Raw genomic sequence first — 16,661 nt, forward strand, 5'->3', positions numbered from 1 at the left:
CACGCAAAAAAGGCAGCCTGTTAAAGGGCTGCCTTTTCGTTACTTGCGCCGGATTGCGCAGCTTACGCGGCGCTGGCGGATACCAGCAACTGCGCCTCATGCGCGCGCAGGGACCGCCGGGCAGCGACAAAGTTGGACATGCCGTCAGCCGCATCGAGTTCGGGGAACAGCGACAGGATTTCGCTGCGCTGTTCGGACTGGATGCCGGCCATCGAATGTGCCCCCGGCTGGAAGCTTTCGGCCCATGTCCCGTCCGCAAACACGACTTCGTGGTTGTCAAACAGCATGTGGATGTAGCTGACCTTGTCCGGCGTGACAGTGTCGACCCCGTCGAGCCCGACCAGATGTTTCGCCGCAACCAGAACTTCGCGTTCGCTGAACATCACCTCGGCCGTCTCGGAGGCGACAAGCATGCGGTGGTTCGGGCTGACCATCATATCGCGCTGCGGCACGCCTTCGCCAAAGGCACCGGCCTTGATCCGAACGGGGTTGAAGCCGGGGGTGCGCAGCAGGTTGTCGCGCCCCAGATTGCGGCGACCCACCCAGCGGACCGGCTGCAGGCCGTTGTCACGGGTGACGACCAGATCGCCGACCTTGATCTGCTGCACCGGGATCTCGCCGCGCCGCGTGGCAATGGTGGTGCCGGGGGTAAAGCAGATCACAACCTCTTCGATTTCGGAATAGGTTGTGGTGCCGGTCACATTGCCGTCCGCATCGCGGAATTCGATGGTGCCGGATTCAGGGCCCGTTTTGGTCAGCGTGTACTGCGACCGATCCAGCCCGCTGAGGTTCAGAACGTCGACATCTGTTCCGTCGGCATCTTCGCCGCCTACGATGGTGTGATCACCGCCCGAGGTAAAGTTGAACAGGTCGGAGCCTTGCCCACCTTCGGCGCGGTCATCGCCGCCGCCCGAGGTGATGGTATCCTGCCCGTCGCCGCCTTCGATCTGATCGTCGCCTTCGCCACCGTCAAGGCTGTCGTTTCCGCCCTGACCAAAGATCGTGTCGTCGCCCTCGCCGCCCAGAATGGTGTCATTGCCCGCTTCGATCGGGGTCACAACGGCGTCGTCAATCAGGTCGCCAGAGAGGGTGAAGCCCGACTGTGTGGAACGGGTTTCAAGCGTGAACTCGATGAACTCGCGGTTCTCGAACTGGCCCGAGAACCACGCATCCTGATCGTCGGGGGAGTTCGCCTCGGTCCCCGCCGCGGTCACGGTGCCATCGGCATTGGTGACATTCAACGACGTGTCATCGCTGGTCGCGAAGGAGGTGAAGCTGTTGGTGTCCAGCGTCACAGATTCCTGATCGCCGGGGGAGTTGCGATCCAGATCGTTGAAGGTTGCTGTCGCGTTCAGGGCGATAGGCTGGAGTGTTTCGCGATCGTAAAATTCGAGCCTAAACGTTGCTGTTTCACCCTCGAAGCGTGAGCTACCACCGCGACCTGAATTAAGCAGTATTTCGGAACCGTTGCCGCCTGTAAGGTCGATTGGCATATCGTCGTTTGTTGTGCTGACCAGTACGAGTCGGCCAACAACCGACCGACCGTCTTCTAGCGTGGCGACATTTAGGTAGATCGCAGAATCGCCCGGCTCGGCGTTGTTTTCGGTGCCTCGGTATGCATTGCCCGATGACAGGTTGATAGGCGAAGCGTCGTTGCCCGGTGCCGTACCGACGCCTGCATCGCCATACAGCAGGTCATCGCCCGCGCCACCGTCGATCCGATCGTCGCCGCCTTCGCCGGACACGCGGTCGTCCCCTGCGCCGGCATCAATCCGATCGTCTTCTGCCGTCCCTTGAAGGGTATCTGTGCCCGTCGTGCCGTTGATCGCTGCCATTGTCGTCTGCTCCGCGTGATTTCTGCAAGAAACCACGGTCCGAAGTCGGCAAAGGTTTCGCAAATCGTAAAAAACTGGTGGTCTTTTTATCGCGGTCTTCGCGTGTGGCAACGGATTTGACGGCTTTGTGATAAGTTGACGTGGCGACCCTCTCGCGTCAGTTGTGGGCGGCGTGGTGGTTCACGTTTTACGACCAGTGAATACAAAATGGGGGCGGCATTACTGCCACCCCGCGCTTTGGTCTAAGAATTACTTGCGAAGCAATGCCAGTATGACGAGAAAAGGCAGCGTGAATATGCCCTATCTCACCGGCCTGCTTGGAGAAAATCGTGATGCCGTTCTATGCGCCCTACCTGCCAGTAACCCAAGGGTAGATCAAGCGGGGGAAAACCCCCATCTACGGTTGGATTAGCCCTAAAACCAGTGATTTGGCGACCGCATGATCGCGTGTGCTGGCCCGCAGCTTTTCTTTCGCGCCCTTGATGTGTTTCTCGAAGGTTTTTTCGCTGATCTTGAGGGTCCAGCAGATCTCGGCCGGGCGCAGACCGATGGCAAGATAGCTGAGGCAGTCACGCTCGCGCGGGGTGAGGTTGACCAGCACGCTCATGTGATCGCGGCGGATGCCTTCATCCATCGCAAAGGACAAACGTCGTAACGCGCTGCGATGCTCTTGCCAGTAAAGATCGAATTCGCGGTCGCTGCGTGTCTCGCTCACCCAAAGACCGATGCCGGAGATGGCCTGACCCGCGGGCGTGCGGTTCAGCGCGAAAGACGCACCGAACTGCATGCCGATGTCATTCTCCAGCTCGGATTGCATCTGTTGTGGCTCGGTCGCGTGGTCCAGCAGGCTGGCGTCATTCCATAGCACCTCTTTCGTGCCATTGGCGATTAGTTCGACCGAGATGTCGTCATCAACCAGCGCCTGTTCCTCGACCGCGGTGACCCAGTCTTGGGGGTAGGTGTGGCGAAAGAAACCGGCTTGGGTAAACCCGCGCACGGTCGCGTCACTGGCGTAAGGGATGATGCCATAGCCGATGCCGGTGATGCCCAGATCAGCGAAGGTTTGGGTGCAGCTGTCCCAAAACGCAACATCGCCCGTGCCCGCTTTCGCGGCACCTGCCAAATCGATCAGCTTTTCCAATGACATGTTCGCCCCCCGGCCTGAGCAACATAATGGCAACGGTGTCGCCAAAAGGCAACATAAAATATGGCTGGAACAAGGCGTTCACTCTTCTGCGCAAGGGAATTCGAAGGCGTCAGGCCGGTGCATCACAAAATACCCTGTTCGGAAAATCGCAAAGCGCGTAAAAGGACACCATGAATATTTGCGCGATCACAATGGTTTACAAAGACTACTGGGCGCTGTCACAGTGGTACGCGCATTACGGGCGTATGCTGGGGTTTGATAACCTCTATATTGTCGCCCACGGGGCCGACGCCAGGATCGCCAGCCTTTGCCCGCGTGCGACCGTGATCACCGTGCCCCGCGAAACGCTGGAAGGGTTCGACCGGCGACGCGGGCAGGTGTTGAACAGTTTTGCCGATGGGCTGGCTGTGTCTTTCGACTGGGTGATCCGCACCGATGCGGACGAGCTGATCTGCTATGATCCCGCACTATATACGTCACTGCACGCGGTGTTAGAGACGGCATCGGCAAAGTCGATGTTCGCGCTTGGTCTCAATGTGGCAGAGACCTTGGAGGATGATGTGCTCGCGGCGGGGCAAATGGCTCTTGGCCATCGGCGCACGGCGGTGTTCTCGGGGCACTACAGCAAGGCTTGGGTGACCAAACGCGGCACGGGCCTGTGGCGCCACGGCATATGGGTCGGGCCCAAGCGCATTGAAACGGCGGTGTTTGACCTGCCGCGCGGTGTCTATTTGATGCACCTGAAATACGCTAATATCGACGCGTTAGAGACGGCAAACCAGCATCGGGTCGATGTGGGGAACATGCCGGGGCGCGGCTTGCCCGGTGCCGCGTGGAAAGAGGCGGACCAGACGGCGGCACGGTTCTATGCCCGATTGGCGGGATTTCGCGACGAGACATGGGAGGTCGCGCGCGATCACGCCTATGCCACGATCAGCGCGGATCCGGTGCGCGACACCAAAGAAAACGTGCTGCGGGCGAAATCGACAGTGTTCGAGCAGCGGGTGACCTTGCCGGAGTGGGTCGCCGCGACGTTTGGCGATACCTGATCAGTGACCCTTCGACGCTGCGGGTTCCGGTGATGGCGCCTTTACCATGCCCTGTTCGCGTGGTGGGATACCCCGACACAGACCGTAGAATGCGTGGGAGGAGAGCAGGATGACGGACAAGATCAAGGTCGAACGGCACGGGCCGGTGACAGTGCTGCGGCTTGATGATGCCGAGACGATGAACGCGCTGACCTCTGCGATGGCGCTAGAACTGCGTGACCTGCTGCAACACGAAGCACAGACAGCGCGGGCGATTGTCTTGGCGGGGTCGCCGCGCGCGTTCTCTGCGGGGGCGAACCTCAAGCAGGGGACGATTGAAAGTGGCAAAGAGCTCGACGCGGGTGCCGCGCTTGAAAATGCCTACAACCCGTTGATGATGACGCTTCGCGATCTGCCGGTGCCCGTGGTCTCTGCCGTGCAGGGGGCGGTCGCGGGTGTGGGCGCGTCGATTGCGCTGGCCTGTGATGTGATTGTCGCCGGTCGTGATGCCTATTTCCTTGAGGCCTTTGCGCGGATCGGGCTGATCCCCGATGGCGGGGCGACGTGGTTGCTGACACGCGCCGTGGGCCGCGTGCGCGCGATGGAGATGATGCTGCTGGCCGAGAAAATTCCCGCGCCGACGGCGTTTGACTGGGGGCTGGTGACGCGGCTGGTCGAGAATGACGCGGTTGACGCCACCGCGCTTGAGATCGCGACCAAACTGGCGAACGGGCCGGTGCGCAGCCTTGCCTTGATCCGCAAAGCCGCGTGGAGCGCCGCCGACACTGATTTTGACACCGCATTGGCTAACGAGCGCAAGTGGCAGAAAGAAGCGGGGAATACTCCCGACTTCAAAGAGGGCGTGGCCGCGTTCCTCGAAAAACGGGCACCCCGTTTTAACGGGTGATCTGTTGTCGAAGGGGGCTGTGACCCCCTCTGGTTCCTGCGGGTGTCGGTCCCGCGGGAACGAAATCATGATCTGTGCAGTTGTCGCCCTGAAGGGTTTTGATCATGTACCGCCACCTCATCGCCGCTGCTCTTTTGGTCGTTCTGGCTGCCTGCCAGTTACCGAAAGACCCCGAAAACACCACTGATACCGTGCAAGGTGCCGTGCTGAAGGTCGGCGCGTTGCAAGATCCTTTGCCGGATCAAGACCTGCAGGCGGTAACGTTGATCGCCGCGGCGCTGGACGCGCAAATCGAATGGCATCGCGAGAACCCGCACCAGATGCTTGACGCGCTTGAGGGGGGTGATCTGCATCTGCTGGCGGGCGGGATACCGAAAGATTCACCGCTGACAGAGCATACGGGCATGACCAACCCCATCGGATATGTGACCGTCGGGGCCGACCGTCCCGAACGGGTCTTGCTGTTGCGGCGCGGCGAGAACCGGTTTCTCATGCGGTCCAATATGGCGCTGCGTCCGCTGACGCGGGAGGCGCAGGAATGAACCGCTACCCCCCGCTGCCGCAAGAGATCGCCGACAAAATCGCGAAAGCGCGTCGGCTGGAATGGTGGACGCTGTTCTGGCTGGTCACGATCATTTTCGTGATGTTTCTGGTCATGGGATCAAGTCAGGCGATGCAGGCGGCGTGGATCGAAGACACGTTATCGCTGTTGCCGCCGATCCTGTTCCTGATCGCCGCGCGGCTTGAACGGATGCCGCCAAGCCCGAAGTATCCCTTTGGCCTGCACCGCATTGGCACCCTGGCCTTTGCCCTCTCGGCGGCGGCGCTGACCTTGATGGGCGGTTATCTGGTGTATGACGCGGTGGTCACGTTGGTGCGGCAGGAACATCCCACCATCGGCAGTATCGAACTGTTTGGCACCGAGATCTGGATGGGCTGGTTGATGGTGGCGGCATTGGTCTATTCGATCATCCCGCCAGTGATCTTGGGGCGCAGGAAGCTGGCCATCGCGCCCGACATTCAGGACAAGGTGTTGCATGCGGATGCTGACATGAACGCCGCAGACTGGAAGACCGGCGTTGCGGGTATTCTGGGCATCATCGGTATCTCGATGGGGTTCTGGTGGGCCGATGCCGTGGCTGCGGGGTTGATCGGGTTGGACGTGCTGAAAGACGGTGGGCGCAATCTGCGTATCTCGGTCGCGGAGCTGTTGGACGGTGCGCCGCGCAAGCTTGGCTCTGCCGAGCGTCAAGATCTGGCGGATCGTGTTCAGAAAGGCATGGACGGCGCGCCCGTCGTCAAGCTGCGCGAGGCCGGACGCTATCTGCACGTTGTGATCGGCGACGACGACGAATTGCTGCCCGATGCGACGCGCGCGAAAGAGCTGGTTGGCGAGGATGACGCCTGGCGCGTGGTCACCCTGAGCGTGAAGCCCGAAAACTAGGCTGCCCCGGGACCGTTGGATTTTTTTCTACATTTATTCGCGTTTTCAGCGACGGAATTTTCAGACCGTGCGTTAAATCGCTTAATGACCTGATCTGGATAGTTGGAATAATGCGGAAATTTGTGAGTTTGCTGGTGGCCGTCGGGCTTTTGTTCGGGGCTTATGCCATCACCTTTGGCCTGCCCGGCACGGATGCCACAAGCGAGGCGGCGCAGCCTCAGTCCGCGTCGGGCGGGCGCCCTGCAGGTGGCCCCCCTGGGGCCGGGCGTGCACGGGGGGCGACGTCGGTGGTGACGACCGCGCTGGAACAACGCCCCTACGAGGTGACTTTATACGCGACCGGCACAGCATCCTCTTTGCGCAGTGCGGATGTGGTGACTGAAACCGCCGGTACAGTGGTCGAAACCCGGCTGACCGCGAACCGCGAGGTTGAACAGGGCGAGGTCCTTGTGCGGTTGGATGCGCGGACCCAAGAGCTGAACCTTGAAATCGCGCGCGCCAATCTGCAGCAGGCGACCGATACGGTCGACCGCTATGACCGGCTGCGGGCCGGTGGCAATTCTACCATTACCGATGTCGCACAGTCAGAGGCGCGGGTGGCGCAGCAACTGGCCGATGCCGAAGTGGGTCTGGCCGAAGTCGCGCTGGAAGACCGCACGATCCGCGCGCCCATCTCGGGGCGTCTGGGGCTTAGCGAGGTTGAGGTCGGCGATATCCTTGGCGCGAATGACGTGATTGCAACGATTGACCAGACCGAAACGCTGGTGGTCGAATTCGAACTGCCCGAACGCGCCATTGGCATGCTGGGGCAGGCGCATGAGGTGCTGGTCTCTACCTCTGCCTTTGTCGGTCGGTCGATCACCGGAGAGATCCTGTCATTCGACAGCCGGATCGATGCGGTCACGCGCTCGGTCACGGTGAAGGCCAAGATCGACAATGCGGAACGCATCCTCTGGCCGGGCATGACCTTTGCGGTGCGCCTGCTGCATGAAAGCGAACCGCTGCCGGTCTTGCCATCGACCGCGGTGACGTGGTCGCGCATGGGGCCTGCGGTCTGGGTCGATGACGGCGGGACGGCGGTGCGGGTGCCGATCACGATCCTTTACCGTAAAAACGAATTCGTCTGGGTCGAGGCCGACATCGCCGATGGCGCAATGGTCGTGACCGAAGGCGCGCAAAAACTGCGGGACGGGGCGAAAATCACCGCGGTCGGTGCCGAGACTGAAAAGGCACCGTCATGAGCGATACCCCTGCAAAGCCCCGTGGCGGGCTCGCCGATCTATTCGTCTCGCGGCCGATTTTCGGGATCGTCATCAACCTGCTGATCCTGATCGCAGGTCTGGCGGCGCTTGTGGCTGTCGACGTGCGGGAAATGCCCGACGTTGACCAGCCGGTTTTATCCGTGCGCACCACCTATGAAGGCGCGGTGCCCGCCACCGTCGACCGCGAGGTGACGCAGGTGCTTGAGGATGCCCTGAGCGCGCTTGAGGGGTTATCTTATATGGAATCCACCTCGACCACGGGGTCGAGCCGGATCACCATTGATCTGTCCGAAGGCACCGATGTCGATGTCGCGGCAAATGAGGCGCGCGAGATCGTTTCGTCCACGTTGCGTGACCTGCCCGATGATATCGAGGATGATCCGACCGTGACCAAAAGCGACAGCAACGCGGATGCGATCATCCGGCTGGCGCTGATGGGCGACGCGAGTCTTGATGCGTTGACCGAGCTGGCCGAGGGCGTCGTCTATGACCGGCTGTCCACCATTGACGGCATTGCAGAGGTCACCCTGCGCGGCGAACAACCTAACGAGTTCCGCGTGACGCTGGATATGCCCGCGCTGCTTAGTCGGGGGATGACCCTGTTCGATGTCTCTGACGCGCTGGCAGCGCTGCGCGATGACACGCCGCTGGGATCGCTCGATTCAGATGCGCAAACCTTGGCGCTGCGGGTCGGCAACGCGAATGTCACTGTTGATACCGTGGGCCAGATCCCGATTGATGCGAATACGCGCGTTTCCGATGTGGCGTTCGTGCGGCTGCTGCCGGAAGAGGACGCCGTGCTAACCCGCGTGAACGGGCAAACCGCCGTGGGCATGGACATCACGCGGCAATCCGTGGGCAACACGCTGTCGATCTCGCAAGATGTGGCCGTTGCGGTGACTGATCTGCAATCGGCGCTGCCCGACGGCGTTCGGCTTTTCGTGACCTCTGACGACGGGACATTCATCAGGGGATCCTTGACCGAGGTGATGAAATCCATCGCTTTGGCGACGGGGATTGTGGTTGTGGTGATCTTTGCCTTTCTACGCTCCCCCCGTGCGGTGATGATCCCGGCGGTGACCATTCCGGTGTCGCTGGTGGGCACGGTTGCCGCGATCTGGCTGACCGGGTTTTCGGTCAATACCATCAGCCTGCTGGCACTGGTGCTGGCGACGGGGATGGTGGTGGATGACGCGATTGTCGTGATCGAGAATATCGTGCGCAAACGTAAACAGGGGATGGGGGCCTTTGCTGCCGCTGCGGCGGGCACGAACGAGGTGTTCTTTGCCGTCATCTCTACCACCGCGACGCTGGCGGCGGTGTTTATCCCGATCTCTTTCCTGCCCGGTCAGGCCGGTGGGGTGTTCAGCGAATTCGGCTTTGTGCTGGCCTTTGCTGTCACGCTGTCGTCCATCACCGCGCTGACGCTGGCACCGGTTCTGGCGGCCTTTCTTGATCCGGGGAAATCCGCGCTCGAGGCAACGGCAAAGCCGCAAGGCTGGGCCGGGCGGATGTTTGACACGGTGATGGACAAAGCCATCCGCATGCCGTTGGTGGTGCTGGGGGCGGCGGGGGCCTTTGTGATCGTGGCGGCGGGGGCGGCGGGCACTTTGCCCTCTGCCATCACGCCCGACGAGGATCGCGGGTTCTTTCTGGTACAGGCGCGCGGTGCGTCCGATACCACGATCGACTACCTTGATACCCAGGTTGATCAGATCGAAGAGATCCTGACCCCCTATCAGGAAAGTGGCGAGGTTACTTCGGTTCAAAGCATCGTTGGCGTCGGCGGTGGCACCAGCGCCTTCATCATCGTGCGGCTCGATGACTGGAGCAATCGCGACCGCAGCCAATCCGCACTGGTCGCCGAGATCAGCGGCAAGCTGGCGCGGGTGCCCGGCGTTCAGGCCTCTGCGCGGGGAACCAACAGCCTCAATATCCGGGGCGGCGGGCAGGGCTTGCAATTCGCGGTGACGGGCAAGGACATCGCGGCGATGACCACGGCAACCGAGGCTTTGGTCGCGGCGATGGCGCAGGATGAGGCGTTTTTGAACCCGCAACTTTCCAACGACGCAGTGCAGGCGCAATACGAGGTCCGCGTTGATCCCGAAATGGCAAGCGTCTTTGGCCTGACAGAGGCCGAGATCACCCAGACCATCGGCGCAATGACCCAAGGCAAGGTCGCCGTCACCGTCTTTGCGGACGAGATCGAGACGGATGTGAATGTCGTGCCGGGTGGCCCACCGATCGATGACCCGTCTGATCTTGATAACATCCAGCTGCAGTTGCCGGGCGGTGCCTATGTGCCCCTGTCCGCGGCGGCAGAGCTGGTGCCCGTGGTCAGCCAATCCACGCTGGAACGGCAGGGCGGGTCGCTGGCGGTGTCGGCGCAGGCGAACCTGAACGACGGTATCGATCTTAGCGTCGCGATGACCCGTCTGACGGCGATTGCCGACAGCGTGCTGCCCGACGGGATGGGGATCATCTTTACCGGCGAGGCGGCGACACTGAGCGACAGCCAGACAGAGATGTATATGGTGTTCGGCGTCGCGTTGGTGGTGGTCTTCCTTGTGCTGGCCGCGCAGTTCGAAAGCATCGCCAGTGCTGTCGTCATCATGCTGACCGTGCCCTTTGGTCTGGCGGCGGCGCTGTTCGCGATCTCGCTTAGCGGTGGATCGTTGAACTACTACAGTCAGATCGGGCTGGTGATGCTGATCGGGGTGATGGCGAAGAACGGTATCCTGATCGTCGAATTTGCCAACCAGTTGCGTGAGGCGGGGCAGGATATCGACAGCGCCATCCGTGACGCGCTGCGTCTGCGGATCCGCCCGGTGATGATGACGATGGTGTCGACCGTCTTTGGTGGCTTGCCGTTGATCCTGACCTCGGGCGCGGGGGCCGAAGCGCGCATCGCCGTGGGCTGGGTGATCGTGGGCGGGCTTGGCTTTGCCACCATCTTCACCCTATTCCTCACGCCGGTGTTCTACCGCTATGTGGCGGTCTGGGGGGCAGAGCCGGGGATGGCGTCAAAACGTCTGACCCGCGAGGCGGCGGTCTGACGAAAACCGCGGGGCCGGTCGCAAAGAACCGGCCCCGCGTTGGTCTGCTTCTGGCGGTGCGAAAAGGGTGTTCGCCCCTTCGCCCCGCAACAATCAGTCGATATGGGTGACCAGCGTTTCCGCCGACTTGCGTACTTTTTTCATCGGGGCCAGCCAGTCGGATTCCGCATCGCGGTAGCCCAGAGGCAGCAGGATCACCGACCGCAGGCCGCGCTCTTTAAGGCCCAGAATCTCGTCTACCTTCGCTGGGTCGAAACCCTCCATCGGGGTGCTGTCGACCTCTTGTTCAGCGGCGGCAACCAGTGCCACCCCAAGCGCGATATAGGCCTGACGCGCGGCATGGGCGTAGTTTACCTCGGCATCGCGGGGCAGGTAGTTGTTTTTCAGGTTCTCGTAATAGGCGCTGAGCAAGGGCAGGTCGCCACGGGCTTCGACATTCAGATCGGTGACCGCGTCTATGCGGTCTTTGGTGTAGTTATCCCACGCCGCGAACACCAGCAGATGTGACCCTTCGGTGATCTGGGTCTGGTCGCTGGCGGCTTTCTGGATCTGCGCCAGCTTGTCGGGGTTGGTCACGACCAGCAGCTCGAAGGGCTGGGTGCCGCTTGAGGTGGGGGTCATGCGGATGGCTTCGACGATGGTGTCGACTTTGTCCTGAGGGACTTTCTTGGACGGGTCCATCTTCTTGGTCGCATAGCGCCAGTTCAACTGCTCTAATAGGGTGCTGGTCATCGTGATCATCCTGTTTTTGGCCCCTCGGGGCGGCGTGTGTACCGGCGCGATGTAGGAATCCCCGCGCCCCAACACAAGGAGACCGGCGCACTTCGCACCGGTCCCTGTTGGTGTTGGGGCGTCAGGTCAGGGTCAGATCGACCGGCCCGCCCCGTCCCAGTAGGGCGCGCGCAGGCGGGGTTTGAAGATCTTGCCGCTGTCTTCGCGGGGCAGGGCCTCGTGGAAATCGACAATCCGTGGCGCTTTGAAACGGGCCAGTTTGCCGTCAAGGAAATCCAGCACCTTCTGTTTGTCGGCGCTATGCCCATCGGCCAGTTCAACCGCCGCGACGATCTGTTCGCCAAATTCGGGGTCAGGGGCGCCAAAGACGGCGACATCGCGGATGAAAGGCGCGCGCATCAGCACCGCCTCGATCTCGGCGGGAAAGATATTGGCCCCGCCCGATATGATCATGTCTTTCTTGCGATCCGTGATGAACAGGAACCCGTCCTCATCCACCGATCCCAGATCCCCGACAGAGAAATGCCCGTGCTTTTCAGCCGAGGCGCGGCTTTCGGGATCGTTGGAATAGTCGAACCCGCCGAAGGCATCCATGCGGGCATAAATCTCGCCCACCTGACCGGCGGGCAGCTCGTTCCCATCGGGGTCAAGGATCATCAGCGTGCCGCCCATCTGCATCCGCCCTGCGGTACCGGGCCGTGCCAAAGCATCTGCCGAGGATACCATCGTCATAAACCCGATCTCTGTCGCGCCGTAGCTTTCCCAGAACACCGGCCCCCACCAGTCGATCATCGCTACTTTCAGGTCATGTGGCCAGGGTGACCCCGTCGAGACGCAGAATTCCACCGAGGACAGGTCATATTTCGCCTTCACCTCTTGGGGGAGCTTCAGCATCCGGCTCATCATGGTGGGGACCAGATAGATATGAGTGATGCGCTGAGCCTCGATCGTGGCAAGGAAGCTTTCCGGGTCGAACTTGGGCGCGACAAAGGTCGATACGCCCGGGGTGACCAGCGCGGCAGAGGTCAGCGTTGACGGTGCCGAGTGATAGATGGGCGCGGCCGTAAAGAACCGCGAGCCGGGTTTGAGCTGCAACATCTCGGTGCCTACGCGCGAAAGCACCTCTTCAAAATCGCGCTTGGGCCCGCCCCCCAAACGCCGCACGCCCTTCGGCTTGCCGGTCGAGCCCGAGGTATAGCGCATCAGCGGGCGCATCATCTCGCGCGGGGTGATGGGGTCGGCGGCATCTACCAGCGCGGACCATTCCGGTGTCTCGGGGTCGGTCTTTGCGGCGGCGTCATCAATGCCATAGGCTTGACGCAGCGCGGTATCAGGGGTGACCGCGATGACCGTGCGCCCTTCGAGGGCGGGGCGCAGCGCGTCGATCAGGTCACGGTGGATGATCACGAACTGTGCGCCGCTGTCGTCACAAATGGCGCCGGCCTCTTCTGCGGCGGCGTGCCAGTTCTGCGCGACGATGACCGTGCCGGCCATGGCCGCAGCGCGCATGACCTCAAGCTGGGTCAGATCGTTGCGCATGATCAGCGCCACAGGCACATCCGCGCCCGCCCCCAGACGCGTCAGCGCCGCAGCACCCTGCGCCGCGCGCTGTTCAAACGCCTCTCGTGCAAGCTTGCGATCAAAATCCGCAATCACCGTATCCGACATTAAATGTACTCCCTTCGTGCCAATGCCCGCCCGCCACCTTCGGGCGCGCAGGTTGTTTCGTTCCCTTACGCTAAGGTAACCTTACTTTGGGTAAGGGTCCATCGGGGGCCCGTGGGCGACGTTACGGCAGAGCGGATTTCTCTTAGGTGAATCGGCACTTGACGGCTATACCGGAAATATATTCTGTTTTTCACAGATGTCTTGGGAGGGATAATCGTGGATGTACTGATTTCGGTCGTCTTGCCGCTTGGCTTGGCGTTTATCATGTTTACCTTGGGTGTCGGGCTGACACCTGCGGATTTCGCCCGTGTCGGGCAACGGCCGCTTGCGTTTTTCATCGGGGCGCTGAACCAAAGCATCCTGCTGCCGCTCGTGACCTTTATCTGTGTGCTGGCCTTCGGCATCCGCGCGGAAATGGCCGTGGGCTTCATGATCTTGGCGGCCTGCCCCGGTGGGGTGACCAGCAATGTGATCTCGAAGCTGGCGAAAGGGGATGTGGCGCTGTCGGTGTCGCTGACGGCGGTGATCAGCCTTGCCAGTGTGGTGACCGTGCCGCTGATTTTGGGCCTGTCGATGGGATATTTCATGGGCGATGCCGCGCCCGAGATCGACATCACCAAAACCGCGGTCACCATGTTTGCCCTGACGGTGGTGCCTGTCACGCTTGGCTTGGGCGCGCGGGCGATGGCCCCTGCCGCGATGGCCCGGGCGGAGCCTAAGCTGAGTGCGGTGGCGACGATCCTGTTTGCGGTGATCGTGCTGGCGGCGTTGGCGGCGAATTGGGCGCTGTTTGTGGAAAATATCGTGGTGATTGGGCCCGCGCTGCTGGTCTTGCTGGCCGCGCTGACCACCATCGGCTTTGTCGTGCCGCGGCTGCTTGGCCGGTCGGTGACCGAGGCCAAGACCATCTCGGTCGAGACGGGGGTGCAGAACAGTACCCTGGGGATCGCCGTTGCCGCGATCATTGTCGGCGGCGAGGGTGGGTTCACCGCCTATGCGCTGCCGTCGGCTGTTTACGGTATCCTGATGTATCTGATCATCCTGCCCGTCGTTTTGAAATACCGCCGCATCGGCACAGCGTAAGGAGCTTTGCATGAACACCTCTGACGTTATTATCGTGGGCGGCGGTCTGGCCGGACTGGTCGCCGCAGCCGAACTGGCTGATCGTGGGAAACAGGTCACCCTCATCGATCAGGAACCCGAAGCCTTTCTGGGCGGGCAGGCCTTCTGGTCCCTTGGCGGGCTGATGCTGATCGACAGCCCCGAACAGCGCCGGATGGGCATCAAGGACAGCCGCGAACTTGCGCTGCAAGACTGGATGGGATCGGCGCAATTCGACCGGCCCGAAGACGCGTGGCCGCGCAAATGGGCCGAGGCCTATGTCGATTTCGCCGCAGGCCCGATGCGCAGCTGGTTGTACGATATGGGGATGCGGTGGTTTCCCGTCGTGGGATGGGCCGAACGCGGCGGCAGCTTTGGGTCGGGTCACGGCAATTCCGTGCCGCGCTTCCACCTGACCTGGGGTGTTGGGCCCGGAACAATGGAACCATTCGAACGCCGCGTGCGGGAACATCAGCAGGCCGGTCGCATCACGCTGAAATTCCGCCATCGCTGTTCGCATATCATCATGGAAAACGGTGCCGCGGTCGGTGTTTCGGGCGAGGTGCTGGCGGCGGACGGGGCATCGCGCGGGCAAAAGACCAACCGTGATATCGTGGGCGATTTCGAACTGCGCGCGCCCTCTGTCGTTGTTACCTCTGGCGGGATCGGCGGAGATTTCGAGCTGGTGCGCAAGTCATGGCCGACGGCACGTCTTGGGCCCGCCCCGAAAGAGATGATCGCCGGCGTGCCCGCCCACGTCGATGGCCGCATGATCGCCATCAGCGAGGCGGCGGGCGGCCAGCTGATCAACAATGACCGCATGTGGCACTATACCGAGGGGGTGAAGAACTGGGACCCGATCTGGCCCAACCACGGTATCCGTATCCTGCCCGGCCCGTCGTCGATGTGGTTCGATGCAAAGGGCAACCGCTTTCCCGCGCCGTCGCTGCCGGGGTTCGACAGTCTGGGGTCTTTGAAGATGATCCTTGATACGGGCTTTGATTATTCGTGGTTCATCACGACGCAGAAGATCGTGAAAAAGGAATTTGCCCTGTCGGGGTCAGAGCAGAACCCCGATTTCGCCGACAAAAGCTGGGTCAAAGTCTTGCAGCAACGTATCCTGAACAAGGCCGCGACCCCCGCCGTCGAGGCTTTCAAGGAGCATGGCGAGAATTTCGTCGTCGCCCAAACATTGCCCGAGCTCATCACCAAGATGAACGGGATGGAGGGGAATGACCTGTTGTCGCTTGACAAGATCGAGGCCGAGATCAGGGCCCGCGACAGGCAGGTCGATAACAACTTCACCAAAGACGCGCAGATCACGGCGATCCATGCGGCGCGGAATTATCGCGGCGACAAGCTGCAACGCACGGCGAAACTGCACAAGATCCTCGACCCTGAAAACGGCCCGTTGATCGGGGTCAAGCTGAACATCATCACGCGCAAAACTCTGGGCGGGTTGCAGACCAATCTTGACAGCCAGATGCTGGATGCCTCTGGCACGCCGATCCCGGGGCTGTTCGCGGCAGGCGAGGTCGCCGGTTTTGGCGGCGGTGGGTATCACGGGTATAACGCGCTTGAGGGGACGTTTCTGGGCGGCTGCATCTTTTCGGGGCGGCAGGCGGGGCGGGCGGATACCATCGCCTGACCCGCAGGCGCTAATCCGACAGGTATTGCGACAGATAATGCTCAAGCACTTTGGTCAGCTCTTGCGAATAGGGGCGAGAGCTGCGCCGATCCGCCTGCGCCGCGACCAGATCTTCCATCGCAAGGGAAATCTGGATCGTGGTTTTGGCCACCACCACGGGATCGCCGCCCTGAAACCCGTCGGCACCGCTTTCCCATCTGTTGCATAGAAAGCGGACCAGATCATCGTGGTCGTCATCCTCGATCGCGAGCGGCCCGCGTTTCGTCGCGAAATGCAGCAGCAGCGGGCGGTAGTAGGGATGCCGCGCCAGATAGCTGCGCTGCACATCCAGCACGGCACGCAACCGGTCCCGCCATGTTGTATGGGCGTGAACATCATCAAGGCTTGCGAAAAGCTTGGCGCGTAATTCATTGGCGGTCTGCGAATAGAGTTCAAGCAGCACGTCATCAAGCGTGGGAAAATACCGATAGATAGAGCTGACAGGCACCTCGGCACGGGTCGCGATGGCGGTGGTGGTCAGGTCTTGCAACCGGTTCTCGGCCAGCAGCGCCGCTGTGGCGTTCAGGATGACATGCACGCGGGTCACCGCACGCGACTGGCGCGGCGTTTCACGGGTCCGCAGGGGGCCAAAGATGATCGGGACCATGGGTTTCCCTTTCTGCGCAGCGATGCGGGTTTCGGCAGTCCCATAACGATAGGGGCGTAGAACCCCAAGCGTAAAGAGAGACGCTGCATCAGGCGACTGCCGCGGCCTAACCAATCAATCACCCATTCCGATCATTTGGACAATTATAATCCGTTGGATTGATGTATCGGAATAGCCGATAGTGCAC

Annotated in this window: 13 protein-coding genes; 8 read left to right on the forward strand and 5 right to left on the reverse strand. The window is 61.5% G+C overall.

Going from position 1 to position 16,661, the window contains the following annotated elements:
- Window positions 1-62: 62 nt before the first annotated feature.
- Together B4F27_RS16220 and B4F27_RS16225 are read right to left on the reverse strand one after the other, a co-directional pair.
- Window positions 63-1,835 carry a Hint domain-containing protein gene (locus B4F27_RS16220; RefSeq protein ID WP_286760156.1) on the reverse strand — a complete coding sequence of 591 codons (1,773 nt, stop codon included), beginning with the start codon at window positions 1,833-1,835 and terminating at the stop codon, window positions 63-65.
- 397 nt (window positions 1,836-2,232) lie between these two features.
- A complete protein-coding gene (locus B4F27_RS16225) occupies window positions 2,233-2,982 on the reverse strand; it encodes a helix-turn-helix transcriptional regulator (protein WP_286760157.1) in 750 nt (249 codons plus the stop codon).
- 170 nt (window positions 2,983-3,152) lie between these two features.
- On the opposite strand from B4F27_RS16225, the gene B4F27_RS16230 reads away from it, so the two are divergent.
- The 6 genes from B4F27_RS16230 to B4F27_RS16255 all read left to right on the forward strand — a co-directional run bounded on the left by B4F27_RS16230 (window position 3,153) and on the right by B4F27_RS16255 (window position 10,679).
- Complete coding sequence (locus tag B4F27_RS16230; protein ID WP_286760158.1) at window positions 3,153-4,031, forward strand: glycosyltransferase family 2 protein; 879 nt, start codon at window positions 3,153-3,155, stop codon at window positions 4,029-4,031.
- 109 nt (window positions 4,032-4,140) lie between these two features.
- Window positions 4,141-4,917, forward strand: coding sequence for an enoyl-CoA hydratase-related protein (locus B4F27_RS16235; protein ID WP_286760159.1), 777 nt, complete (start codon window positions 4,141-4,143; stop codon window positions 4,915-4,917).
- Between the two features lie 104 nt (window positions 4,918-5,021).
- Complete coding sequence (locus tag B4F27_RS16240; RefSeq protein WP_074637129.1) at window positions 5,022-5,459, forward strand: enoyl-CoA hydratase; 438 nt, start codon at window positions 5,022-5,024, stop codon at window positions 5,457-5,459.
- Window positions 5,456-6,361 carry a cation transporter gene (locus B4F27_RS16245; protein ID WP_074637128.1) on the forward strand — a complete coding sequence of 302 codons (906 nt, stop codon included), beginning with the start codon at window positions 5,456-5,458 and terminating at the stop codon, window positions 6,359-6,361. The genes B4F27_RS16240 and B4F27_RS16245 overlap by 4 nt, the downstream gene beginning before the upstream one ends.
- Before the next feature lie 110 nt (window positions 6,362-6,471).
- A complete protein-coding gene (locus tag B4F27_RS16250) occupies window positions 6,472-7,602 on the forward strand; it encodes an efflux RND transporter periplasmic adaptor subunit (protein ID WP_286760160.1) in 1,131 nt (376 codons plus the stop codon).
- Window positions 7,599-10,679 (forward strand): efflux RND transporter permease subunit, encoded by a 3,081-nt coding sequence (locus B4F27_RS16255; protein WP_286760161.1) that lies wholly within the window; start codon window positions 7,599-7,601, stop codon window positions 10,677-10,679. Before B4F27_RS16250 ends, B4F27_RS16255 begins: the two co-directional genes overlap by 4 nt.
- Window positions 10,680-10,772: 93 nt before the next feature.
- On the opposite strand, the gene B4F27_RS16260 is transcribed toward B4F27_RS16255, so the two are convergent.
- On the reverse strand, window positions 10,773-11,420 hold the full coding sequence (locus tag B4F27_RS16260) for an NAD(P)H-dependent oxidoreductase (RefSeq protein ID WP_286698230.1): 648 nt from the start codon (window positions 11,418-11,420) through the stop codon (window positions 10,773-10,775).
- A 123-nt stretch (window positions 11,421-11,543) separates the two neighbouring features.
- Window positions 11,544-13,079, reverse strand: coding sequence for an AMP-binding protein (locus B4F27_RS16265; protein ID WP_037941397.1), 1,536 nt, complete (start codon window positions 13,077-13,079; stop codon window positions 11,544-11,546).
- A gap of 216 nt (window positions 13,080-13,295) precedes the next feature.
- On the opposite strand from B4F27_RS16265, the gene B4F27_RS16270 reads away from it, so the two are divergent.
- A complete protein-coding gene (locus B4F27_RS16270) occupies window positions 13,296-14,162 on the forward strand; it encodes a bile acid:sodium symporter family protein (protein WP_286760162.1) in 867 nt (288 codons plus the stop codon).
- A gap of 10 nt (window positions 14,163-14,172) precedes the next feature.
- Window positions 14,173-15,828: an FAD-binding dehydrogenase gene (locus B4F27_RS16275; RefSeq protein ID WP_286760163.1), complete on the forward strand. Its 1,656-nt coding sequence runs from the start codon at window positions 14,173-14,175 to the stop codon at window positions 15,826-15,828.
- Between the two features lie 10 nt (window positions 15,829-15,838).
- On the opposite strand, the gene B4F27_RS16280 is transcribed toward B4F27_RS16275, so the two are convergent.
- Window positions 15,839-16,474, reverse strand: coding sequence for a TetR/AcrR family transcriptional regulator (locus B4F27_RS16280; protein ID WP_286760164.1), 636 nt, complete (start codon window positions 16,472-16,474; stop codon window positions 15,839-15,841).
- Window positions 16,475-16,661 lie beyond the last annotated feature (187 nt).

Source organism: Sulfitobacter sp. UBA1132, assembly GCF_002311545.1.
In the GTDB taxonomy this organism is placed as follows: Bacteria; Pseudomonadota; Alphaproteobacteria; order Rhodobacterales; family Rhodobacteraceae; genus Sulfitobacter; species Sulfitobacter pontiacus.

What these genes read in the sequence shown, in the direction of transcription:
- B4F27_RS16220 (WP_286760156.1), bottom strand. Translation starts at nt 1,835, where the DNA reads ATGGCAGCGATCAACGGCACGACGGGCACAGATACCCTTCAAGGGACG.
- B4F27_RS16225 (WP_286760157.1), bottom strand. Translation starts at nt 2,982, where the DNA reads ATGTCATTGGAAAAGCTGATCGATTTGGCAGGTGCCGCGAAAGCGGGC.
- B4F27_RS16230 (WP_286760158.1), top strand. Translation starts at nt 3,153, where the DNA reads ATGAATATTTGCGCGATCACAATGGTTTACAAAGACTACTGGGCGCTG.
- B4F27_RS16235 (WP_286760159.1), top strand. Translation starts at nt 4,141, where the DNA reads ATGACGGACAAGATCAAGGTCGAACGGCACGGGCCGGTGACAGTGCTG.
- B4F27_RS16240 (WP_074637129.1), top strand. Translation starts at nt 5,022, where the DNA reads ATGTACCGCCACCTCATCGCCGCTGCTCTTTTGGTCGTTCTGGCTGCC.
- B4F27_RS16245 (WP_074637128.1), top strand. Translation starts at nt 5,456, where the DNA reads ATGAACCGCTACCCCCCGCTGCCGCAAGAGATCGCCGACAAAATCGCG.
- B4F27_RS16250 (WP_286760160.1), top strand. Translation starts at nt 6,472, where the DNA reads ATGCGGAAATTTGTGAGTTTGCTGGTGGCCGTCGGGCTTTTGTTCGGG.
- B4F27_RS16255 (WP_286760161.1), top strand. Translation starts at nt 7,599, where the DNA reads ATGAGCGATACCCCTGCAAAGCCCCGTGGCGGGCTCGCCGATCTATTC.
- B4F27_RS16260 (WP_286698230.1), bottom strand. Translation starts at nt 11,420, where the DNA reads ATGATCACGATGACCAGCACCCTATTAGAGCAGTTGAACTGGCGCTAT.
- B4F27_RS16265 (WP_037941397.1), bottom strand. Translation starts at nt 13,079, where the DNA reads ATGTCGGATACGGTGATTGCGGATTTTGATCGCAAGCTTGCACGAGAG.
- B4F27_RS16275 (WP_286760163.1), top strand. Translation starts at nt 14,173, where the DNA reads ATGAACACCTCTGACGTTATTATCGTGGGCGGCGGTCTGGCCGGACTG.
- B4F27_RS16280 (WP_286760164.1), bottom strand. Translation starts at nt 16,474, where the DNA reads ATGGTCCCGATCATCTTTGGCCCCCTGCGGACCCGTGAAACGCCGCGC.